18 protein-coding genes and 3 pseudogenes are annotated in these 21,233 nt (G+C 71.2%); 6 read left to right on the top strand and 15 right to left on the bottom strand.

From position 1 onward, the window contains the following. Positions 1-15: 15 nt before the first annotated feature. The 8 genes and pseudogenes from ACJX2R_RS39070 to ACJX2R_RS39035 form a co-directional block, all read right to left on the bottom strand. Positions 16-1,254, bottom strand: coding sequence for an Acg family FMN-binding oxidoreductase (locus ACJX2R_RS39070; RefSeq protein ID WP_413103930.1), 1,239 nt, complete (start codon positions 1,252-1,254; stop codon positions 16-18). Between the two features lie 184 nt (positions 1,255-1,438). Then, on the bottom strand, positions 1,439-2,572 hold the full coding sequence (locus ACJX2R_RS39065) for an enolase C-terminal domain-like protein (RefSeq protein WP_413103929.1): 1,134 nt from the start codon (positions 2,570-2,572) through the stop codon (positions 1,439-1,441). A gap of 10 nt (positions 2,573-2,582) precedes the next feature. After that, positions 2,583-5,744 carry an FAD-binding and (Fe-S)-binding domain-containing protein gene (locus tag ACJX2R_RS39060; RefSeq protein ID WP_413103928.1) on the bottom strand — a complete coding sequence of 1,054 codons (3,162 nt, stop codon included), beginning with the start codon at positions 5,742-5,744 and terminating at the stop codon, positions 2,583-2,585. A gap of 18 nt (positions 5,745-5,762) precedes the next feature. Further along, on the bottom strand, positions 5,763-7,565 hold the full coding sequence (locus ACJX2R_RS39055) for a thiamine pyrophosphate-requiring protein (protein ID WP_413103927.1): 1,803 nt from the start codon (positions 7,563-7,565) through the stop codon (positions 5,763-5,765). Between the two features lie 109 nt (positions 7,566-7,674). Further along, complete coding sequence (locus ACJX2R_RS39050; RefSeq protein WP_413106057.1) at positions 7,675-8,436, bottom strand: class I SAM-dependent methyltransferase; 762 nt, start codon at positions 8,434-8,436, stop codon at positions 7,675-7,677. A gap of 675 nt (positions 8,437-9,111) precedes the next feature. Next, positions 9,112-9,261, bottom strand: a pseudogene (locus ACJX2R_RS39045) (MerR family DNA-binding transcriptional regulator); the annotation flags it as partial. 23 nt (positions 9,262-9,284) lie between these two features. Next, positions 9,285-10,103, bottom strand: coding sequence for an alpha/beta fold hydrolase (locus ACJX2R_RS39040; protein WP_413103926.1), 819 nt, complete (start codon positions 10,101-10,103; stop codon positions 9,285-9,287). A gap of 67 nt (positions 10,104-10,170) precedes the next feature. After that, a complete protein-coding gene (locus ACJX2R_RS39035) occupies positions 10,171-10,665 on the bottom strand; it encodes a WD40 repeat domain-containing protein (protein WP_413103925.1) in 495 nt (164 codons plus the stop codon). A gap of 36 nt (positions 10,666-10,701) precedes the next feature. On the opposite strand from ACJX2R_RS39035, the gene ACJX2R_RS39030 reads away from it, so the two are divergent. From ACJX2R_RS39030 to ACJX2R_RS39015, 4 genes are all read left to right on the top strand, one after another. Beyond that, positions 10,702-11,355, top strand: a complete 654-nt coding sequence (locus tag ACJX2R_RS39030) for a HemK2/MTQ2 family protein methyltransferase (protein ID WP_413103924.1) — start codon at positions 10,702-10,704, stop codon at positions 11,353-11,355. A gap of 19 nt (positions 11,356-11,374) precedes the next feature. Then, positions 11,375-11,566: a CDGSH iron-sulfur domain-containing protein gene (locus ACJX2R_RS39025; protein WP_262704058.1), complete on the top strand. Its 192-nt coding sequence runs from the start codon at positions 11,375-11,377 to the stop codon at positions 11,564-11,566. 41 nt (positions 11,567-11,607) lie between these two features. Continuing rightward, positions 11,608-12,669 carry a hypothetical protein gene (locus ACJX2R_RS39020; RefSeq protein WP_413106056.1) on the top strand — a complete coding sequence of 354 codons (1,062 nt, stop codon included), beginning with the start codon at positions 11,608-11,610 and terminating at the stop codon, positions 12,667-12,669. Positions 12,670-12,807: 138 nt separating this feature from the next. Then, positions 12,808-12,942, top strand: a complete 135-nt coding sequence (locus tag ACJX2R_RS39015) for a hypothetical protein (RefSeq protein ID WP_413106194.1) — start codon at positions 12,808-12,810, stop codon at positions 12,940-12,942. A 50-nt stretch (positions 12,943-12,992) separates the two neighbouring features. Here the strand turns inward: ACJX2R_RS39015 and ACJX2R_RS39010 are convergent. The 4 genes and pseudogenes from ACJX2R_RS39010 to ACJX2R_RS38995 all read right to left on the bottom strand — a co-directional run bounded on the left by ACJX2R_RS39010 (position 12,993) and on the right by ACJX2R_RS38995 (position 15,182). Next, positions 12,993-13,386, bottom strand: a pseudogene (locus tag ACJX2R_RS39010) (hypothetical protein). Positions 13,387-13,518: 132 nt separating this feature from the next. Beyond that, the gene (locus ACJX2R_RS39005; protein ID WP_413103923.1) at positions 13,519-14,286 is read right to left on the bottom strand and encodes an alpha/beta fold hydrolase; all 768 of its coding nucleotides are present in this window, start codon (positions 14,284-14,286) and stop codon (positions 13,519-13,521) included. Continuing rightward, positions 14,286-14,663: a DUF1330 domain-containing protein gene (locus ACJX2R_RS39000; protein ID WP_413103922.1), complete on the bottom strand. Its 378-nt coding sequence runs from the start codon at positions 14,661-14,663 to the stop codon at positions 14,286-14,288. The genes ACJX2R_RS39005 and ACJX2R_RS39000 overlap by 1 nt, the downstream gene beginning before the upstream one ends. 126 nt (positions 14,664-14,789) lie before the next feature. Continuing rightward, a complete protein-coding gene (locus ACJX2R_RS38995; RefSeq protein ID WP_413103921.1) occupies positions 14,790-15,182 on the bottom strand; it encodes an SgcJ/EcaC family oxidoreductase in 393 nt (130 codons plus the stop codon). Between the two features lie 240 nt (positions 15,183-15,422). On the opposite strand from ACJX2R_RS38995, the pseudogene ACJX2R_RS38990 reads away from it, so the two are divergent. Next, positions 15,423-17,253, top strand: a pseudogene (locus tag ACJX2R_RS38990) (family 78 glycoside hydrolase catalytic domain). After that, positions 17,216-17,956, top strand: a complete 741-nt coding sequence (locus ACJX2R_RS38985) for an alpha-L-rhamnosidase C-terminal domain-containing protein (protein ID WP_413106055.1) — start codon at positions 17,216-17,218, stop codon at positions 17,954-17,956. Before ACJX2R_RS38990 ends, ACJX2R_RS38985 begins: the two are co-directional and overlap by 38 nt. Positions 17,957-18,008: 52 nt before the next feature. Here ACJX2R_RS38985 and ACJX2R_RS38980 read toward each other — a convergent pair whose 3' ends face one another. Genes ACJX2R_RS38980 through ACJX2R_RS38970 form a run of 3 tightly spaced genes read right to left on the bottom strand, consistent with a single transcriptional unit; the run spans position 18,009 to position 21,216 of the window. Then, a complete protein-coding gene (locus ACJX2R_RS38980) occupies positions 18,009-18,941 on the bottom strand; it encodes a carbohydrate ABC transporter permease (protein WP_413103920.1) in 933 nt (310 codons plus the stop codon). Next, complete coding sequence (locus tag ACJX2R_RS38975) at positions 18,938-19,879, bottom strand: carbohydrate ABC transporter permease (RefSeq protein ID WP_262704014.1); 942 nt, start codon at positions 19,877-19,879, stop codon at positions 18,938-18,940. The genes ACJX2R_RS38980 and ACJX2R_RS38975 overlap by 4 nt, the downstream gene beginning before the upstream one ends. Beyond that, the gene (locus tag ACJX2R_RS38970; RefSeq protein ID WP_413103919.1) at positions 19,876-21,216 is read right to left on the bottom strand and encodes an ABC transporter substrate-binding protein; all 1,341 of its coding nucleotides are present in this window, start codon (positions 21,214-21,216) and stop codon (positions 19,876-19,878) included. Before ACJX2R_RS38970 ends, ACJX2R_RS38975 begins: the two co-directional genes overlap by 4 nt. Positions 21,217-21,233 lie beyond the last annotated feature (17 nt).

Genomic DNA, 21,233 nt, shown 5'->3' with positions numbered 1-21,233 from the left:
CCGTCGCCGCCGGGGCTACGGCTCGATGTCCAGGACGTCGTGGACCGGCCGCCTGGGGGTCTGTCTGCCCCGGGGGCCGTACCCCAGCCGCAGCACCATCTGCGCATGGGCCATGGCCGACGTCGGGTCGCGCAGTGGCCAGCGCAGGTCGTGCCATTCGAGGGCCTGGGTGACGAACGAGGCGGACAGCCCCTCCAGGGTGGCGCGCAGCAGCACCCGCTCCACCGCCTGGCCGGTGCGCAGCCAGTCCACCGGGTGGTCGCGCGCGGTGCTCAGCAACACCAGGTGGGGGAAGGTCTCGAAGTCGCCGACCGGGCGGCCGGGGACGGTCCTGCCACCCGCGAAGTCACGTACGGGGACCTTGCCGATCCGGCGGCGGGGCCCGAAGGCGTACTCCGGAACGCCTTCGGTGGCCGGCCGGGTGTCGTCCGCGGCGCGGGTGAAGCGGGCCAGGTCCGCGGCGACGCCCGCGTCGGTGAGGTTGCGGGCCTCGGCCTCCAGCGCCAGGTCCACGACGTACTGGAGATGCCAGCCGGAGACGAAGGACAGCGAAACGTGCTCCCGGTGCGCGGCGTCGGCGAGGGCGGTCCGTACGGGCGCGGGGATCTCGGTCTCGGCGAAGGGGTACCGGCTGGTGTGGCGGGTGCGCACGGCCGGGTACAGGGCGGCCGGATCGGCCTCGTCGCCGAGCGGGCGGGTCAGGGTCACGGAGGCCAGCAGCAACGGGTCCACGGGGTCGGGCAGCAGCCGGGTCGCCGCCTCCCAGCCCTCGTGCGCCACCGCGACCCGCAGGTTCATCAGGGCGGCGCCACAGCCGATGTGCAGGGCGCGGAGCTCGGGGTCGGAGTGCGGCAGGGCGCCCCGCAGGTCGGCCCTGAGCCGGAACACGCGGCTGCGCCGGGAGTACTCGAACCGCCAGGGCTGGGCGTTGTGCATCGAGGGCGCGGCCGTGGCGTCCTCCACCAGCGACATGACCACTGCTTCGGAGAGCGAACGAGCGCCGCTGGGTGTCGTCGCGGAGCCGCGGTGGCCCGTCTCCTCCCACTGCCGTCCCGGTTCGTCCCCGGTGGGGTGAATGTGTGCGTCCGGGCCGGGGAACACAAGGGTGATCTGGTCCGAGTCCGACCACCGCACGTCATAGGGAGGTGTCCCGTCGTCATGGTGGAGTCCGACGATCTCACCGTCGCGTTTGGTGGCACCGGTGGTGGGGCTCTCGACAATCAGTTGGTCGCCGACATGGGCACGCATCGACATCCCGCCTCTCCTGCCTGACGCGGTCCACTGTGACACCGCCGGTGAGCGGTGTCCTGGGGGCGGAAAGCCCTCGGCCGAGGGGCCGGACGGCCCCGTGGTGGGCCATGTGGCCGTCGTCCCCCATGAGTGAGTGCGCTCGACTGGGCTCGACCGAGTGAGTGCGCTCGGCGCCTTGTCGTACGGCTCAGGCCACCCGGTACGGCCGGGCCCGCTCGCCGTTCAGGGTGAGCCCCAGCCCGGGCGCTCCGTCGTGGCCCGGGGTGAGGCTGCCGCCGTCGGGTGCGAGGGTGCCGTCGAACAGGAGGCGCTCGATGCGCACATGGTCGTGGAACCACTCCAGGTGGCGCAGGTTGGGCACGGACGCGGCGGCGTGGGCGTGGGCGTGGGGGGCGCAGTGGCCGGAGATCTCGAGGCCCTGGCCATGGGCGAGGGCGGCGGCGCGCAGCCAGACGGTGATGCCGCCGCAGCGGGTGACGTCGGCCTGGAGGCAGTCCACGGCACCGGCGGCGAGCATATGCGCGAAGTAGGGCAGGGTGTAGCCGTATTCACCGGCCGTGACCTCCATCGGGACCCGGTCGCGGACGGTGGCGAGGGTGGTGAGGTGGTCGGAGGAGACGGGTTCCTCGAACCAGGTCACACCGTGGTCGGCGAGCGTGTCGGCCATGCGTACGGCCTGTTTGGCGGCGTAGCCGCCGTTGGCGTCCACGTACAGGGCGGTGGTGTCGCCGATGCTCGTACGGGCCTCGGCGACGCGTTTCCGGTCGCGGTCCTCGCACCGCCCCCACGACTCCCCGATCTTGATTTTGACGCGGGGGATGCCCTCTTCCTCGGTCCAGCCGCGCAGTTGGCGGTCCTGGCGCTCGGCGTCGTACGTGGTGAAGCCGCCGCTGCCGTACACCGGCACCTCGTCCCGCGCCCTGCCCAGGAGGTGGACGAGGGGCAGGTCGAGCAGGCGGGCCTTGCAGTCCCACAGGGCGATGTCCACGGCGGCGATGGCCTGTGCGGCCACGCCGGGCAGTCCGGCGTTGCGCACGGCGCGGTGCATGGCCTCGTTCGCGCGTGGCACATCGAGGGCCGGGGTGCCGGTGACCACGTCGGCGAGCAGATCGTCGACGACCAGGGCCGTGGCGGCGGGGGCGTAGGTGTAGCCGAGTCCGGTGACCCGGCCGCAGCGGACGGTGGCGAGGACGAGGGTGGTGCTGTCCCAGCCGAGGGTGGCGTCGGCCTCGGGGGCGTCGGTGGGCACCGTGTAGACGGCGCTGTCCACCCCGTCCACGACGTACTCGCCCGCGCCTCCCGCCACGACGCGATCCGTCACCACCGTGCGGTCACCCTCCCCCGCGGCGCGTGCGTCGCGAGGCGGCGCGGCCGACCCCCGCGGCGGCCCCCGCCACGGCCGTCGCCGTGAGGGCGGCGGCACCCGCGGTGGTCGCCCAGCGGGCCGTGCGCGAGGGCGGGTCCGTGCGCTGGGCCAGGCGTTCGGGCCGTTCGCTGGGCAGGGTGGTGTCGAGGCCCAGGGCCAACGCCTCGGCCAGGTGGAGGGCCCCGCGGCCGGTGTCGCCCTGCTCGATCTGGGTGCGGCAGCTGAAGCCGTCCGCGAGCAGCAGGCTGCCGGGGGCGGCCGCGCGCACGGCGGGCAGCACGCCCTGTTCCGCGATGGCCATCGAGACCTCGTGGTGGCCGCGTTCGAAGCCGAAGTTTCCGGCGAGGCCGCAGCAGCCCTCGTCCAGGACGTCGGTGACGAGATGGGCGCGCCGCATCAGTTCGCGGTCCGCGTCGTCCTTCATGATGGCGTGCTGGTGACAGTGGGTCTGGACGACGGCCTGCCGACTGAGCGCGGGTGGCCGCCAGCCGTCGGGGGCGTGGTGGATGAGCTGTTCGGCGAAGGTGCGGAACTGTCCGGCCAGCCGCTCCACGTCCTGGTCGGCGGGCATCAGTTCGGGTGCGTCGGCCCGGAACACCGCGGTGCAGGAGGGTTCGAGGCCGATGACCGGGGTGCCCGCCTCGAGATAGGGCCGCAGCACCCGCAGCGTACGCCGCAACACCCGCTTCGCCGTGGTCAGTTGCCCGGTGGAGATCCAGGTCAGACCGCAGCACACGGGCTCGGTCGGTACGGCGACCCGGAAGCCGGCGTCCTCCAGCACCCGGACGGCCGAGATGGCGACCGAGGGGTGGAAGTAGGTGCTGAAGGTGTCGGGCCACACCACCACGGTCCGCGGGTCGGCCGGGTCCGGCTCCTCGGTGGCGCGGGCCCGCCACCACTGGAGGAAGGACTCCGGTGCGAACACCGGCGCCTGGCGCGCGCCCTCCACCCCGGCCAGCCGCTTGCCGAGACCGGCCACCCCCGGCGCCCGGGCCACGGTGTTGACCAGCGAGGGCGCGATACGGGAGAGCCGGGCCCACACCGGCAGCCAGCCCATGGAGTAGTGCGCCACCGGGCGCGGGCGGCCCGCGTAGTGGTGGGCGAGGAACTCGGCCTTGAGCGTCGCCATGTCGACACCGGTCGGGCAGTCGGACTTGCAGCCCTTGCACGCCAGGCACAGGTCCAGGGCGTCACGGACCTCGGTCGAGCGCCAGCCGTCGGTGACGGCGGAGTCCGGGTGGCCGTCGAGCATCTCGAACAGCAGCCGGGCCCGGCCGCGGGTGGAGTGCTCCTCCTCGTTGGTGGCCCGGTACGACGGGCACATCACGGCACCGTGGTGGCTTCGGCAGTTGCCGATGCCGACACAGCGCATGACCGCGCGGGTGAAGGAGTGCTCGTCGTCGGGGTAGCCGAAGTGGGTGTCGGGCGTGGCCGGCCGCCACCCCGGGCCCAGGCGCAGCTGACCGTCGACCGGATTCGGGCCGGTGACCGTGCCGGGACCCGGGCCGGTGACCGTGCCGGGACCCGGGCCGGTGGCCTTGCCAGGGCCCTGACCGGTGACCTTGGCGGGACTCGGGCCGGTGACCTTGCCGGGGTTCATCCGGTTCTCCGGGTCGAACACCGCCTTCACCTCGCCGAACGCGCTCACCAGTCGCTCGCCGAACATACGGGTGAGCAGTTCGCCCCGCGCCTGCCCGTCCCCGTGCTCGCCGGACAGCGAGCCGCCGTACGAGACCACCAGGTCGGCGGCGCGTTCCACGAAGCGGTGGAAGTCGGCCACGCCGTCGGCGGTCTTCATCCCGAACGGGATGCGGGTGTGCACACAGCCCTGCCCGAAGTGGCCGTACAGCGACGGATGGTCGTAGCCGAACTCCGCGAACAGGTCCTTGAGACCGCGCAGATACTCCCCCAGGCGCTCGGGCGGGACGGCGGAGTCCTCCCAGCCCTCCCAGGTCTCCCGGGCGTCCGGCGGGCGCGCGGTCACCCCGAGGCCCGCCTCGCGGGCCTTGAGCATCCGCTGCTCGCGCCGGGGGTCGTCGGAGAAGGCCACCGTGGCGTCCTTCTCGTCCCGCCCCACCGAGCGCAGCAGCGCGTGCGCCTGCTCGTCGACGTCCTCCTGGGTGTCCCCGTAGAACTGCACCATCAGCCAACTCCCGCCCTCGGGGAGGGAGTTGAGGGATTCGAGATACGCGTGCTCCTCGCGCATCAGCTGGGCCATCCGCCCGTCGAGGGCCTCCAGTTCGCCGGGGGTGCAGTGCTCCAGGAGCCGGGGCACATCGTCGGCGGCGGTACAGATGTCTTCGTAGCCGAGCACCAGCAGCGACTGGTACGGGGGCACCGGCACCAGGTCCACTTCGGCGCGCACCACCGTCACCAGGGTGCCCTCGCTGCCCACCAGGGCCCGGGCCACGTCGAAGCCGTTCTCCGGCAGCAGCGAGTCCAGGTTGTAGCCGGAGACCCGGCGCGGGATCTTCGGGTAGCCGCGCCGGATGTCCGCGAGGTACTCGCCGACCACGCGGTCCAGCCCGTCGTAGATCTCGGCCCGGCGGCCGCCCTCCGCCGCGATCCGCGCCCGCTCGGCCTTGGACGTCGGCCCCACCCACATGCGCACGCCGTCGTAGGTGAGGACTTCGAGGCGGCGCACGTTGTCCACGGTCTTGCCGTACGACTGGGCCGAGGCGCCGCACGAATTGTTGCCGATCATGCCGCCCAGCACGCAGTGGCTGTGCGTGGACGGCTTGGGCCCGAACTGTAGCTTGAGATCGGCCAGTTGGCGGTTGAGCTCGTCCAGCACCAGCCCCGGCTCCACCACACAGCTGCGCGCCTCGGGATCCACCGAGACCAGGGCGTGGCAGTACTTGCTCCAGTCGATCACCACGGCGGTGTTCGTGGACTGACCGGCCAGGCTGGTGCCGCCACCCCGCGACAGGACGGGCGCGCCGAAGCGGGCGCACACCTCCACCGCCCGCGCCCCGGCCTCCACATCGCGCGGGACGACGACGCCGATGGGCACCTGGCGGTAGTTGGAGCCGTCCGTGGCGTAAGCGCCCCGGCTGCCCGCGTCAAACCTGACCTCGGCGTCCACCTCCGCACGCAGTGCCCGCTCCAGCTCGCTCGCGGTACGCATGCCGTGCTTCCCCTTCCGTCAGGCGTGTCCGCGTCCCGGCAGGCGCTCGGCGTACTGGGCGACCTTCTGCCGGATGCCCCGGTGGGCGATCCCGGCCAGCTCGGGGTCGTGCAGCGCGGCCTTCACGGTCTTCTTCGCCATGGGGACCATGAGATGGGGCGGGATCGGCGCGATCTCCTGGTCGACCATGAACTCCAGGACGACCGGGCGGTCACTGGCCAGCGCCTCGTCCCAGGCCCTGCCGACCTTCTTGGGGGACTCGCAGCGGATCCCCCGCAGCCCCAGCAGCTCGGCGTACGCCCCGTAGGGGACGTCGGGGATGACCTGGGAGGCGGGGTACTTCGGGTCCCCGGCCATGGCGCGCTGCTCCCAGGTGACCTGGTTGAGGTCCTGGTTGTTGAAGACGCAGAAGACGAACGGCGGGCCGCCCGCCAGCCGGTCCATATAGCGCTTGACGGTGATCATCTCGTTCATGCCGTTCATCTGGAAGGCGCCGTCTCCCACGAAGGCGATCACCGGGCGGGTGGGATACGCGAAGCGCGCCGCGATCGCGTACGGCACTCCGGGGCCCATGGTGGCCAGCGTCCCGGACAGCGAGGCGTCCATTCCGTCGCGCAGCTTCAGATGGCGCGCCCACCAGTTGGTGGCCGATCCGGAGTCGGCGGTGAGGATCGCCCGGTCCGGCAGCCGCGAGGAGAGCTCGGCGGCCACCGACTGGGGGTTGATGGTGTCCCCGAAGTGCTGGCCGGCCCAGGTGTCGCAGATGGTGAGCCACTCCCGCACATCCTTCTCGACCTTCTTCCGCCAGGTCCGCTTCTCCTTGCGCCGCAGCAGCGGGAGGAGCGCCTTGAGGGTCTCCTGCGCATCGCCCACCAGATGCGCCTCCATGGGGTAGCGCATACCGATCATGCGGCCGTCGATGTCGATCTCGACGCCGCGCGCCTGCCCCTCGTCCGGCAGCCACTCGGAGTACGGAAAGCTGGTGCCGATCAGGAAGAGGGTGTCGCACTCCTTGATCATCTTGTCGCTCGCGGTGCTGCCCAGCAGACCGATCGGCCCGGTCACATAGGGCAGGTCGTCGGGCAGGACATCCCGGCCCAGCAGCGCCTTGGCCACTCCGGCACCCAGCAGCTCCGCCACTCCGACGACCTCGCCCGCGGCATCGGCCGCGCCCTGGCCGACGAGGATGGCGACCCTCTCGCCCTCGTTGAGGACATCGGCGGCGCGGCGCAGCTCATCGGGGTCGGGAAGGACGCGGGGGCGGCTCCAGCCCACGCTGGAGAACACCGAACCGTGTGCCTTGGGCGGGGAGGGCTGGGCGTCCTCCTCCTGGATGTCGTTGGGGATCACGATCGTCGCCACGCCGCGGGTGGTCAGCGCGGTCTTGAAGGCGCGGTCGATGACATGCCGTGCCTGGCCCGGGTGGGTGACCATCTCGCAGTACTCGGAGACGTCGGCGAACAGCCGGTCCAGGTGGATTTCCTGCTGGTAGTGGGTGCCGAGGCTGAGCCGCTTCTGCTGGCCCACGATGGCGATCACCGGCTGGTGGTCCAGCTTGGCGTCGTACAGACCGTTGAGCAGGTGGACGGCGCCCGGCCCCGAGGTGGCGGCGCAGACTCCGACCTCGCCGGTGAACTTGGCGTGGCCGCAGGCCATGAACGCGGCCATCTCCTCGTGCCGGACCTGGATGAACTCGGGGTCCCCCGTGGCCCGGTCGAACGCCCCGAGCAGACCGTTGATCCCATCCCCCGGATAGCCGAAGACCCGCGCCACCCCCCACTCCCGCAGCCGAGCCAGTACGAAATCCGATACCTGAGCCACGGCACCTCCTCGGTAGTGCTGCATGAAGCACCTCACAGGAGTAGCCGCCGACCGGGCCGGTAAACGTGGCGCGCACGAGCCGTGGCCCACCAGGGCATCCGGGTGCTGGTCAGGGACGGGAGGCCACCAGTAGGTCCACCAGATACGTCTCCTCCACCCGCTCGTCCGGGAAGAGCTCGCGCAGCCGACCGCGCTCCTCCTCAAGGAACGCCCGGGTGCCGGCCTCGCCGAGGACGAGGAACGCCGAATGGCTGGTGATGTTGGCCAGGTGGGTGTCGAGGGAGACGACACGGCTCCAGCGCACATGGCGGCGGGTGACGCGGAGACCGGAGAGGCCCGCGAGCCGGGCGGCGCGGCTGTCGTCCGAACCCACCTGGGGGGTCGACGTCACACCGGAGTGGGCCGCGACGCGCTCATGCTGGGCGGCGATCCACGGCACGTCGAAGGCGGTGGTGTTCCACCAGACCGCCAGCGCGCCACCCGGGCGCAGCACGCGCAGCGCCTCGGGCACGGACCGGTCGGTGTCGGTCCAGTGCCAGGACTGCGCATACGTGATCAGGTCGCGCGAGGCGTCGGCGAGGGGCAGGGCGTTGCCGTCGCCCCGGACGATCGGCGTGTCCGGAAGCGTCCGGCGGAACTGGGCCGCCATGCCCGCGCCCGGCTCGACGGCGATCACATCGGCGCCACGCTCGCGCAGGACGGCGGTGGCGATTCCGGTGCCCGCACCGACGTCGGCGACGCGGGCGCCCGCGAGGGGACGTCCGGCGAGCTCCTCTACGGCGTCGAAGAGGGCGGGCGGGTAGGAGGGGCGGTTCGCGCCGTACTGGGCGGCGGCCGCGTTGAACGAGTGGGCACGCGAGGTGGTGGTCATCCGCCCATCCTCACCCGTTCGGCGCCTTCTGCCGAGCCCCCGGTGTTCCGGGCGCAGCCGGCCGACGCGCCCGACCTTGGTCCAGCCGGTCCAGCCCCGCTGTCTCAGCAGCTCGATCAGCCGGCGGGCCGACGGCATGGTCTCGAACGCGTGGGTGTCCATCACCCTGACCAGCGGTGGCTCGATCTCGGCGTCGTCGATGTAGTCCTCGCCCCGCTCCTCGGCGATCGCCGTGAGGTAGGCGGCCAGCTCATCGGCCAGCCCGGCCAGCCGGGGATCGTCGTCGGCGCGGTCGAGCGCCTGGCCCAGGATTCGGTAGAAGCCGAGGAACCTCGGGTCGGCGATCTGCTCCCGCTTGCGCGCCATCCACTCCGGGACCCGCTCGGGTGCGTGCGCGGCCAGCGGGATCCAGCCGTCGCGCTCCACCTGGACGATCCGCTCGTCGACCCCGAGCGCCCGCAGCCGGTCGAGAAACTCCACCACCTCCGGTGGCAGCGCCAGGCTGTCCCCGGCGGCCAGACGGGCGATCCGCGCACGGTGCCGCTGCCGCTCCCGGATCTCCGCCCGCAGCCGCCGGTCGATCTCCGCGAGCGCCGCGGCGAACTCCTCCTCACCGGCCCGGAGCAGCTCCCGTACGCGCGCCAGCGGAACCCCGGCCTCGGCGAGGGTCCGGATCCTGATCAGCTCGACGACGGCGCCTGCGCCGTACCGCCGATAGCCGGAGTGGTCCCGCTCCGGCTCGGGCAGCAGCCCCTTGGCGTGGTAGTGCCGCACCGCGCGCACCGTCACTCCGGCGTACGACGCCAGCTCGCCGATGGTCAGCATCGGACCAGTCTCCCGGAAGTCGCTCATGGAGCCACCTCGTCGGCCGGGTCGGCCGGATGGTGCCGGATGATCTCCGCGATCTCCCGGGCGTGGGTGAAGACCAGCCGGTGGCCGGTGTCGAGCCAGGTCGCGGAGGTGGCGGGCCGTTCGCGCACAAGCCGGTCGACGCCCGCGCGCCAGAGCCGGTTGTGCCGGGGCGCACGCCCTTCGGCGCTGTCGCCCGCGATCGCGGCCGACATGATCATGTGGATCGGGCGGTCGATCTTCCGGTACCGGTCGAGGATTCCGGCCCGCACCACATCCATCTCCACCTGGAGATCGAGGATGTCTCGCGGGCCGAGCAACACCTGCCGCTCGGTGCCCCTGGCCCGCTCGATCTCCCGCCACATGGCCGGATCCTCCGCCATCGCGCGGAACTCCGGCAGGTCGGCCTCGGTGATGAACGGTTCGGGCAGCGGGTTCGCCCCGTCGACGAGGACCAGCCCGGCGACGGCGTCAGGGCACTCGGAGGCGTAGTGCACGGCCAGGTCCGCGCCCAGCGAGTAGCCCACGAGCACGGGCGGCGAGGGCAGGCCGAGGCGCCCCGGCTCCGCCAGTACGGCGAAGAGATCGCTCCGAAACGCGTCGAAGGAGTACCGGTCGGCGGCCGAGGCGAGGCCATGGCCCCGGAGGTCGAAGGCCACCACGTCGTGGTCGCGCCGCAGGAGCTCGATCAGCTCGTGCAGATCGGCCTGGGTGGAGTTGAGTCCGGGGCACAGGACCAGCGGCCGTCCCCGGCCGCCACGGGACACCGGGATCGTGACGCCGTCGTGGTGGACCGTGAAGTGCTGTGTCGTCGTCATACCGGCCATGCTGCGAGGCTGCCCCTGCGTCAGGGTCAACCGCCGCGTGGCGAGCCCGCCGCAGGCGTCACGACCCGCCGGACACCCCCTGGCGCGCCCGGTACGGGTTCTTCCACAGGTACACCCTGCGGTGCTTGCTGTCGTTGCCCGCGATCAGCCGCCCGTCCCAGCTGAAGACCACCTCCTGGATCACCTTGGCCGCCCCCTCCGCGCTGCTCGACAGGATGGCGCGTGGTTTACGGGTGGCCACGTTCCACAGCAACAGTCCGTATTCGGAGGGGACGGCGAGCGTCTTGCCGTCCGGGCTGAACGCCAGGTGGTGGACCTCCGACGCGATGAGGGAGTCGCTGAGGGTGGCTCGCTGACGGCCCGTCTTCACATCCCACAGCCGCACCGAGTGTTTCGGGGTGAGGTTGCTGTCGGAGTCGTCGCCCGCGGAGGCCAGCGTCCGGCCATCGGGGCTGAGGGCCACGCCCGTGACATGGGCCTCCTGGTCGTAGTAGGCGAGCAACTTGTCCTTGCGGCTGTTGGTGTGGCCTGTGACCCTTCTCGGCCATCGCACGCGCACATCACGCTCTGCCGGGGGTACTCGCCGCTGATGGTGTTCAAGACGCCTCCGGGTGTGTACGCCCCGCAGGACGACACATGGCTGTTGTCCGAGGCCCTGCTGCGGGAGGACATCACGGCCGGGACGGCGGTGCTGGACGTGGGGACCGGCAGCGGGGCCCTGGCCCTCGCCGCGGCCGGACGCGGCGCGGCCCAGGTGACCGCGGTCGATGTGTCACCGCTCGCCGTGGGCGCCACATGGCTGCGCGCCCGCCTCAAAGGGCTGCCGGTGCGTGTCCTCCAGGGCGATCTGCTGACACCGGTCGCCGACCGCGGGTTCGATCTCATCGTGGCCAATCCGCCGTATGTGCCGGTGGCGGGGCGGCGGATCCGCCGGGGCCGTGGCGTGGCCTGGCGGGCCGGTGCCGACGGGCGGGCGGTGGTCGACCGGATCTGCCGCGACGCGCCGCCCCTGCTGCGCCCCGGCGGTGTGCTGCTCCTGGTGCACTCGGGGCTGTGCGGCCCGGATCGTACGGTGGAGCGGTTGGCGGAGGCGGGGCTGCGGGCGGCCGTGGCCGACCGCCGCACGATCCCCTTCGGGCCGGTGCTGCGCGAGCAGGCCCCCTGGCTGGAGGCCCATGGGCTGATCGCCCCGGGCGAGACGAAGGAAGAGCTGGTGGTGATCCGTGCCGAACGACAAGCGTGATCACGCGGTGGGCGTGCGGATGGGGACCGATGGCCCGATGCTCATCGAGGGACCGGTCGAGATCACCCTGCCCGATGGCGGCGTGGTGCGCTCCGACCGCTTCACGGCGGCCGTGTGCCTGTGCGGCCGCAGCGCGCGCTACCCGTGGTGCGACACCAGCCACCGCCGCGGACCGCCGAGGTCACGGCGCGGAGCGGACCCGGAGCGGTGACGCGGACGTCTGGAATATGTCAGGTGGGGCACTCATCACTGATGCGCTGTGGAGTGCTCGACATCGGATCCCGTACCGTCCATCTCAAGATCGCCGACCTTTTCCCGGGTAGACCCCCGGAGCCGGTGGCCTCGTGGAAACAGCCGGTCCGCCTGGCCGACGCGACCGATCGCCAGGGGGTGATCCCCCGTGGGGCGATCCGGTCCCTGGTCGGCGCCGTCACCGCGAGTGCCGCGGCCGCGTCCGCCCACCACGTCGACCGCCTGATCCCCTTCGCCACCTCGGCGGTTCGGGACGCGACCAACCGGGACGCGGTGCTCGACGAGATCGAGGCCGCCAGCGGTATCCGCGTGGGTTTCATGAGCGGCGTGGAGGAGGCGCGGCTCACGTTCCGGGCGGTGCGCGGCTGGCTCGGCTGGTCGGCGGGGCGGATACTGCTCCTCGACATCGGCGGCGGCTCCTTAGAGATCGCCTGCGGAAGCGGCACGGACCCCGCTCTCGCCATCTCCCTGCCGCTGGGGGCCGACCGGCTCACCCGCCACCATCTGCCCGATGCCACACCGGTGAAGAAGCGGGACGTCAAGGCGTTGCGCCGGCACGTACGCGCCACCCTCGGCCAGGGCACCGCCGAACTGCGCGCACAGCCCGCGCCCCTCTCCTGCGTCGCCACGTCCAGGACATTCGCCCAGCTGGCCCGCCTCGCCGGAACCCGGCAGTCCGGCAACGGCCTGCCCGCGGCCCACAGTCTCAGCCGTAAGGAGCTGCTGCCCTGGGTGTCACGGCTCGCGGTCAAAACGGACCGGCAGCGAGCGAAGCTGCGCGGCATATCCGCCTCCAGGGCGCATCAATGCCTGGCCGGTGCCATCGTCGCGGAGGCCGCCATGGAAGTCATGGCGGTGAAACGACTCACCATCTGCCCGTGGGCCTTGCGCGAGGGCGTTCTGCTCGACCATCTCTCCCGTCTCGAGGGCGAACATTCGGAGTTCATGACCGCGCCGTTCATGACCGCGCCGCGTATCGCCAATACGGCGAAGTCGAACATCTCGGACACAGCGCGCGGCGTGGCATCGGACCTCTACGAGCTGCTGGAGCGTCGCAAGTGATAAGCCACCATGCCTATGCCGTCGAGCCGTGGTGTCCGCGCGAGACCGAGCTCAACCTGGACGTACAGGCCCAGAGCGAACCGTCTTCTCCGTGTCCAACGGGTCGACGACGAACCGTTCGACCTGCGCTACGGGCGGTTGCGCTCCCATGAGCGGGTGCTCGATCTGGTCACCCTCTCCGAGGACGCCCCGCAGACCCGCTCCCTCGACCCGCCCACCGCCCTCCCCGAACCCGCCCAGCCACCGGGCCGACGGCCCGAACCACGCCACTGACGCCCAAACCCCGGCGGCGGTTTCGTTCAGGCGCGCCGCCGGGAGGCCGATCACAGGGTGAGCAGTTCCTCGTGGAACCCGCCGAACCCCCGCTCCCGGTCGATGAGGTGGACCTCCAGGATCCAGTGGCAGCGGCGCCCGGCCTTGTCGGTGCGCCGCAGTGGTGTGCCGTTGGCGGGCGTGATGTACGACTCCACGTCCGCGCCGTCGATCGTCTCGTGCGGGAACTCCCCGACCAGGTGCCCCGCGTGCCAGCCGCCCAACTCCCAGCCGGCCTCGGCGGCCAGGCGGCCGACCTCGGCGTGCCCGGATCCGGTCGCTGACCGCCCGCTCCCCCTCCCCGGGCGCCACCAGCCCGCGCTCCCCGATCTCCGCGAACAGCCGCACGGCCTTCGCCTGGGCATCCACCAACCGTGCCGCGCGTGTGCCTTCTTCGTCCGCCATGGGGCCGAACGTAGCCATCTGGATCACTTCCCTCAACGCGATGCGTGCGCACCGGCCGCCGCTGCGCGGATGTGCTCGCCCACGGGTTCCACGGAGCGCGAAGTGGTACTCATGCGGTCGGGGGACAAGACGTCATCCGTGGTCCAGCGACGCCCAGAAGCGGGTGAGAACCCCGGCACCACGGCGCGGGTCATGCGTCATCCACCAGTGGCCCAGCCCGTCGAGGACCTCCACCCGGGCACCGGCCCGCCGCGCGCCGCGGCGGCGCTGCTCGACGGTCCCGACCACGTGGTCCTCGGTGGCGAGCAGCACGAGCCCCGGCCGCTGGGCCGCGTTCTCCAGGTCCCGGCCGAGTTCGTTCATCACCGGTCGTGTGGCGGAGGTGTAGAGAGCGATCACGGCCCGGCCCATCGCCTCGTTCTGGCCCTCGGCGACCCGCCCGGCCACCGCCTCGCCCATCCCCCTCTCGACGAGTGTCGCGATCCGCCGTTCGAGGGGCGCGCCGAAGCGTTCGGCCACATCGGCCTCGCCGACGCCCGGTGTCTGCCATCGCTGGGCGAGCTCATGCCAGACGTAGTCGGGGTCGTAGACCCCGATCGTGTCGCTGGCCCAGCTGCGTACCAGGTCCGGGCGGCTCATCACCGCGTTGAGGACATGCCCGCCGCCCCAGTCGTGGCCCACCAGGTCGACGGGCTCGGCGAAGCGTGTCAACTCGCCGATCAGCCAGTCGCGATACTCATGGACGGTCGCCCCGAACCCGGGCGGCAGCGGCGCGCCGAACCCGGGCGGGGACAGCCGGATCAGACCGTCCGGAGCCGCACCGGCGGCCTCCAGTTCGGCGATCAGGAGATCCCAGACGGCCGCCGTCTCCGGGTTGCCGTGCACGAAGACCGCGGGCATCAGGCCACTCCCCCCTGGATCGGAACGGTGGGTTGCAGGACCGATTCCACCAGCGCCTCCGCGCGGAGATGGGCCACCGCCCGATAGTCGGGGTCGCGGGCCATGTCGGCGAACGCCTGGCGGCTGGGGTAGCGCACCAGGAGCACCGCGTCCCATGCCTGCCCGTCCTCGGCGACCAGGGCACGACCGCCGTTTCCCAGGTACTCCACCCGCAGTCCGTACCGCCCGTGGATCTCCGCGCCCAGCGCCTCCGTATAGCGCTGGTAGCTCTCGCGGCCACCGTCCGGACGGAACCGCAGCAGATTCAGCATCACCACGGGACCGCCGGGGTCCTCGGCCAGCAGCGTGTCGAGGGCCCGCTCATCCATGTCGATCATCAAAGCCTCCTTCGGATGAGGAGCAGCGTATAAACTTGTTGGTCGACACGCAAGTTAGCTAGACCCGGCCGATCGCATACGCCGAGAGAGGACGCTCACCACTCACAGGACCGCCCGGGCAGGTTGCTAACCGGCCCGCACCTCGGTGTTCTGGCCCGCGTGCAGCAGCCACCGCCCATCGTCCCGCTTGGTCATGACATAGAGCGGAGCGCCTTCCGTGTCGCCCTCCGCCGAGTGGTAGACCTGCCGGACCTTGACGGCCGCCACGTCGGGCCGCAGGAACTGCGTATGCACGGCCGCGTAGGTGACCTCGCCGTCCCAACTCGCGGTGGGCAGCACGGCGCGGGTGAACTCGGCGATCGCGTCGATGCCGATGAGGACCTTGCCGTGGGCGGTCGTCCAGAGGGCATCGGGGTGGAACAGCGCCAGGAAACCCTCCACGTCCTTGGCACGCTGGGCACGCTCGACGGCGGCCACGACCTGTTCGATGGCTTTGATGTCCGCGGTTTCGGTGTTCATGCGGATCACCCTGAAACCTCAAGTGGGGTTGAAGTCAAGGTCCGCAGCGCAAGCCCCGCAAGCTCTCCGATGCCACGCGGGAGCGGATCGGGCAGGCGGTGGACGCGCTGGGCTTCGTGCCCAACGATGCGGCGCGCATGCTGCGCACCGGGGTGAGCCCGGTGATCGGCTATGTGGCGTTCGAGCTGGCCAGTGCCACGACTCCGGAAGTAGCGACCGCGCAACCTCGAGGTCGCGGACGTGACCGCACACCTGCGCCCCGGCCGCAACGCTCTCGGCATCACCCTCACCGGCGGCTGGTACACCGAGCGGTACGGCTTCCGGGACGCCGCCCGGCGCTTCTACCAGGGCACACCTGCCGCCGCCGCCCAACTCACGCTCGAATACGAGGACGGAACCGTGGACACCGTCCGCACCGACGAACGCCGGCGCTGGTCACGGGGCCGGTGGTGTCCGCGAGCCTCTACCAGGGCGAAACCTACGACGCCCGGATGGACATCCCCCAATGGTCCGCCCCGTCGTTCGAGGACACGGCCTGGGCCCCGGTCAGCGTCCTCGCCGTACCGGACGTCACCCCGACGATGCGCACCCTGCCACCGGTCCGCGTCATCGAGCACCGCCCCGTCGAGCGCGTCCTCACCACACCGAGCGGTAAGACCATCCTGGACTTCGGGCAGAACCTCGTCGGCCGCGTCCGCATCCGCGTCAGAGGGGAACGAGGGCACACCGTCACCCTGCGCCACGCCGAGGTGCTGGAACAGAGCGAACTCGGCACCCGGCCCCTCCGCAACGCCGCCGCCACCGATACCTACGTGCTCAGCGGCGCGGAAGAGGAGATCTGGGAGCCCCGATGGACTTTCCACGGCTTCCGCTATGTGCAGGTGGACAACTGGCCGGGCACCTTCACCCCCGAAGACGTGTCAGCCGCCGTCGTCCACACCGACATGCCGAGAACCGGCGGCTTCGCCACCTCCCACCCACTCCTGCAACGCTTCCACGACAACGTCGTATGGGGCATGCGCGGCAACTTCCTCTCCATCCCGACCGACTGCCCACAACGCGACGAGCGCCTCGACTGGACCGGAGACATCCAGGTGTTCGCCCCGACCGCCGCGTTCCTGTACGACTGTGACGCCTTCCTCCGGTCCTGGCTGGAGGATGCCGTGCTCGAACAGCGAGCCGCGGACGGGGTGATACCGATGGTCGTACCGGCCGTGATTCCGCAGGTACCAGGGCTCTTCCAACCGGTCGCGGCCTGGGGAGACGCCATCACGGTCGTACCGGCCGTCCTCTGGGAGCGCTTCGCCGACCGAGACGTCCTGGAGCGCTGCTTCGAGGCGATAGCGGCTTGGGGCGACGTCGTACGGTCCCGGACGGGCGGCACTCTGCTGTGGGAGGAAGGGCTCCAGTTCGGTGACTGGCTCGACCCGGACGCACCACCGGAGCGCCCCGGCGACGCCAAAACCGATGCGGGCATCGTGGCCACCGCCTACTTCTTCCGCTCGGCGACCCTGACCGCCGAGGCGGCCGCCCTGCTGGGCCGGGACAACGATGCGCGTCGTTACGAGGACCTGGCCGCACGCATCGCCCACGCCTTCCGCGGCGCGTACATCACCCCGCGCGGCCGCATGATGTCCGATGCGCCGACCGCCTACGCCCTGGCGATCGTCTTCGGCCTGGCACACGATGAGCAGCGGCAGGCGCTGGGCGATCGGCTCCGGGACCTCGTACGCTCCGCCGGGTACCGCATCACCACCGGCTTCGTCGGAACCCCGATCATCTGCGAGGCACTCACCGCGACAGGCCACGCCGACGCGGCCTCACGGCTGCTCACCCAGACCGAATGCCTTCCTGGCTGTACCCGGTGACGATGGGCGCGACCACCGTGTGGAAGCGCTGGGACTCGATGCTCGAGGACGGGACGATCAACCCGGGGCAGATGACCTCGTTCAACCACTACGCGCTGGGAGCCGTGGCCGACTGGCTCCACCGACGGGTCGCCGGGCTTTCCCCGCTGACCTGCCTACCGTGTCATCCGGGTCGCCCCCGTCCTGCTGGGCGACCTCGATGACGCCTCGGCATGGCACGAGACGCCGTACGGACGAGCGGGTGCCGGATGGCGCCGCGAAGGCCCCAGGGTGCGCTTCCACGCGGAAATTCCACCGAACACCCGCGGTGTCGTCGAGCTTCCCTCCGGTGCCCGATACGAGGTGGGCAGCGGCACCCACACGTGGATCGAAGACCATCCGCGAGCCGCTGCCCCACGGACCCGACTGACCCTCAGCACCAGCCTTGCCACGATCATCGATGATCAGCAGGCCTACGATGCCGTGCTCCAAGCGATCCGCGGCAGCGACGCGGCCCGTGCCGACGCCTTCCGCCGGACCACACGGTGGCGGGCCGGGCGAGCGCTCCGCGAGCCCCTGGACAAGGCCCCCTTGGAGGTCTTGGCGGCGGTCGAAGCGGCTCTCGCCGGCCTGACGACCGGCGAGGCCCACCTTTGCCCCCCGATGGTGGCGCGCACGGGAGCTTCGCAAGTCAGTGCAACGTACTCGCTCGTCAGGCGGGGGCGCGTTCGCGACGGCGTCCTCCTCGAAGCGCGGCCGTACCGCCACGGCCGCTTCGGGCGGCCGGGTACTCGACACCCATCCGGACACCGAGCCGTCCGGCACCCATGTGCGGGACGTCGGCGGCGCCCGTATCGATCCGCCTGCCCGGCGCTCCACGGTGGAGCCCGGACTCACCGCACCCGCTCACGGCCCGCGCCACGCTGACCGCCTCGAGATCCCGAGGCCCGCGGGCGGGCCGGGTACAACCAGGCCCAGGTCAGCCCTTGACGCTGCCCTGGGTCAGGCCGGACCGCCAGTAGCGCTGGAGGACGAGCATCGCGGCGGCCAGCGGGAGGATGGAGAGGAACGCGCCGCCCACCGTGAGCTGGTAGAGCTCGGGATGCCGCTCGGCCGCCGACTGCCAGGTGGTGAGACCCAGCGTGAGGGGGTATTTGTGGTCGTCGGAGAGCATGACCAGCGGCAGGAAGTAGTTGTTCCAGATGCCGACGAACTGGAAGAGGAAGACGGTCACCAGAGCGGGTGTCATCGTGCGCAGCACGAGCGTGCCGAAGATCCGCCACTCACCCGCGCCATCGACACGTGCCGCCTCCAGCATCTCGGCCGGCACCGCGGCCTCCGCGTAGATCCGGCAGAGATACACCCCGAACGGGCTGACCACGCTGGGGATCAGTACGGCCCAGTAGGTGTCGGCCAGGTTCACCTTGCTGAAGAGCAGGTACATCGGCAGGGCGAGTGCGGTGCTGGGCAGCAGCACACCGGCGAGCACCCCCTTGAAGACCGCTTCCCGCCCGCGGAAGCGGTAGACGGCGAGGGCGTACCCAGCGGCGCACGCGAGCAGGGTCGCCAGCGCGCCGCCCACGCCCGCGTACAGGAGGCTGTTCCAGGTCCAGTCCCAGAAGATGCCGTCGTCGTGGGAGAAGACCTGCGAGAGGTTGTGCGGCCATCGCGGGTCGGAGAACCACAGCCCGAAGCTGCCGAAGAGCCCGGCGCTGCTCTTGGTGGAGGCCACTACCAGCCAGTAGACGGGCAGCAGGAAGTAGAGCGCCGCGATGGCCAGCAGCGCGATCAGCAGGATCCGCGAGGGCTTCAACGCACGGCGCGGCTTGCCGCCACGGTCTTGCCCGGTGGCACGCGGGGTGTGGGCCGAGGTGGCCACCGTCTCCTCCGTCCGCGGCGTGGACACGCTCACCGGGCATCCCTTCCCTTGCGGTTCACCAGGCTGAGGAAGCCGAAGGACAGCACGCTCGCGACCAGGGCGAGGATCACCGATTCGGCCGCGGCGAGATAGATGTTGTTGTTGGCGAACGCCTCGTTGTAGGCGCTCAGGTTCGGTGTGTAGGAGCTGGTGACCGCCGGGGTCAGCGGCTTGATCACCAGTGGTTCGGCGAACAGCTGGAGCGTGCCGATGATGGAGAACACGCCGGTGAGCACCAGGGCTGGCCGGGCCAGCGGGAGCTTGATCCGGATCGCCGTCTGCCAGGCGCTCGCGCCGTCGATGCGTGCGGCCTCGTAGAGCTCCTGGGGGATCGACTTGAGCTGGGCGACGATCACCAGCATGTTGTAGCCGGCGAACTCCCAGATCACGATGTTGGCGATGGACCACAGCACGCTGTCGTAGCCGAGGAAGTCGGGCGCGAGCCCGATCCTGCCGAGGAGGTCGACGATCGGGCTCACGCCCGGCACGTACAAAAAGCCCCAGAGGATCGAGGCGATGACGCCGGGGACGCCGTACGGGAGGAAGTAGGCCGCGCGCAAGATGCCCGCCCAGCGGTGGGAGAGGGTGTCGAGGGCCAGTGCCAGCGCGGTGGACAGCAGCAGCATCACAGGGACCTGGACGATGCCGAAGAGGAGCACCCGTCCGAAGCCCTCCAGGAAGTCCGACTGCTGGAGGGCGAGGGTGTAGTTGTCCAGTCCGGCGAAGCCGATGGTGGCCCGGCCCAGGCCCAGGGGCCCGGAGCGGACCGGTGTGAGCAGGCTCTGGTAGATCGCGTAGCCGAGCGGGAGGACGAAGGTGAACAGGAAGAGGGCGGCGAAGGGAAGGACGAACTGCCATGCCGCCCGGTCCGGGCGGGCGGAGCGCCGGCCACGCGATGCGGACTTCCTTGTCCGGCTGTTCACGGTGCTCATCGCGCGTTCCTCGCCTTCAGGCCCTTGGCCAGCAGGTCGTCCACGGTGCGTTTCTGTGCGTCGGCCAGCGACGAGGTGAGGGTGCCGTCTCCGGCCATGGCGGCGCCGAAGGCGTTCTGGAGGTGGGCGAAGTCGGCGTCCGTGGTGGGCGACCACTTCCAGGAGGTGTCGATGGCCCGGTCGGAGGCGGTGAACACGTCGTTGTACCGCTGTCCGCCGAAGAACGGGTCCGGCCGGTCGAGCGCCGACCCGCGGAAGACGTCCGCGGCGGCGGGCCAGCCATAGCCCGCGGCGACGTTCAGGTCGACGGCCCGGGGGTCGGTGTTGACCCAGTGCGCGAACCGCAGCGCCTCATGTGGGTGGCGGCTGCCCTGGAGGATGGCGGTGGACGATCCTCCCCAGTTGGCGGAGGTTTTCTCGCCCGCCGTCCACTGGGGCAGCGGAGCGACCCGCCACTTGCCCGCGGTGCCCGGGGCGTTGCCGCGCAGCAGGGCATCGCCCCACTGCGGTCCGACCCAGGCGGCGATCCGCCCGGTCTGGACCTGCCGGTACCAGGCGCTGGACATGTCGGGCTCGACGAATACGAGGTCGTCGCGGACCATCTTCTCCCAGTAGTCGGCGACCTCATGGGAGAGGTCGTCGTCCATGTCGACGATCCAGGTGTCGCCCTGGGTGCGCACCCATCGTGCGCCGCGCTGCCAGCACATCGCGGCGAACCAGCTGGGCTGATTGGGGGCGAAGGCGCACAGCCTGGCGCCGTTGCCGCGGGACTTGACCACGCGGGCGGCCCGTTCGAACTCGGCCCAGGTGGCGGGCGTCTCGATGCCCCACTTCTCGAAGAGGTCCCGGCGGTAGAAGAGCCCCATCGGGCCGGACGCCTGTGGAATGGTGTGGACCCGCCCGCTGAAGACGCCCTGGTTCCACTGCCACGGCACATAGCTGTCGCGCAGCGCGTCGGCTCCGTATGCGCTCAGGTTGGTCAATCCGTTGACCAGCATGAAGGCGGGAAGCTCCTGGTACTCGACCTGCGCCAGGTCGGGCGGGTTGCCGGCCGTCAGCGCGGCGTACATCTTCTGGTAGCCGCCCTGGACGTTCTGCGGGATGGACTGCATCTGGACATGGATGTCGGGGTGCGTCCGGTTCCACAGGTCGACGGTCTTCTGCATTGGCACCCAGGTCCAGAAGGTGAGTGTCACTTTCTGGCCGCGGCGGGTGGGCGCCTGCCGGGTCGTGCGGGCGGCTCCGACGGTCTGGCCGCAGGCGGCGAGGGCAGGGGCGGCAAGCGCCGCGCCTCCCCACCGGAGAAAGGATCTCCGGGCCGGTATTGAGGTGCGCATATGTGTCCCTTTGGCTG

Origin of the sequence: Streptomyces sp. Inha503 (assembly GCF_047215865.1) — a bacterium.
GTDB lineage: Bacteria > Actinomycetota > Actinomycetes > Streptomycetales > Streptomycetaceae > Streptomyces > Streptomyces lycopersici.
This window is presented reverse-complemented; position numbering and strand designations above follow the sequence as displayed.

Bases quoted from the DNA above. Each gene is read 5' to 3' on its own strand.
- ACJX2R_RS38995 (WP_413103921.1), bottom strand. From the start codon at position 15,182: ATGAACACCGAAACCGCGGACATCAAAGCCATCGAACAGGTCGTGGCC.
- ACJX2R_RS39005 (WP_413103923.1), bottom strand. From the start codon at position 14,286: ATGCCCGCGGTCTTCGTGCACGGCAACCCGGAGACGGCGGCCGTCTGG.
- ACJX2R_RS38975 (WP_262704014.1), bottom strand. From the start codon at position 19,879: ATGAGCACCGTGAACAGCCGGACAAGGAAGTCCGCATCGCGTGGCCGG.
- ACJX2R_RS39020 (WP_413106056.1), top strand. From the start codon at position 11,608: ATGCGCTGTGGAGTGCTCGACATCGGATCCCGTACCGTCCATCTCAAG.
- ACJX2R_RS39000 (WP_413103922.1), bottom strand. From the start codon at position 14,663: ATGATCGACATGGATGAGCGGGCCCTCGACACGCTGCTGGCCGAGGAC.
- ACJX2R_RS39040 (WP_413103926.1), bottom strand. From the start codon at position 10,103: ATGACGACGACACAGCACTTCACGGTCCACCACGACGGCGTCACGATC.
- ACJX2R_RS39060 (WP_413103928.1), bottom strand. From the start codon at position 5,744: ATGCGTACCGCGAGCGAGCTGGAGCGGGCACTGCGTGCGGAGGTGGAC.
- ACJX2R_RS39050 (WP_413106057.1), bottom strand. From the start codon at position 8,436: ATGACCACCACCTCGCGTGCCCACTCGTTCAACGCGGCCGCCGCCCAG.
- ACJX2R_RS39025 (WP_262704058.1), top strand. From the start codon at position 11,375: ATGGGGACCGATGGCCCGATGCTCATCGAGGGACCGGTCGAGATCACC.
- ACJX2R_RS39030 (WP_413103924.1), top strand. From the start codon at position 10,702: ATGGTGTTCAAGACGCCTCCGGGTGTGTACGCCCCGCAGGACGACACA.
- ACJX2R_RS38970 (WP_413103919.1), bottom strand. From the start codon at position 21,216: ATGCGCACCTCAATACCGGCCCGGAGATCCTTTCTCCGGTGGGGAGGC.
- ACJX2R_RS39070 (WP_413103930.1), bottom strand. From the start codon at position 1,254: ATGTCGATGCGTGCCCATGTCGGCGACCAACTGATTGTCGAGAGCCCC.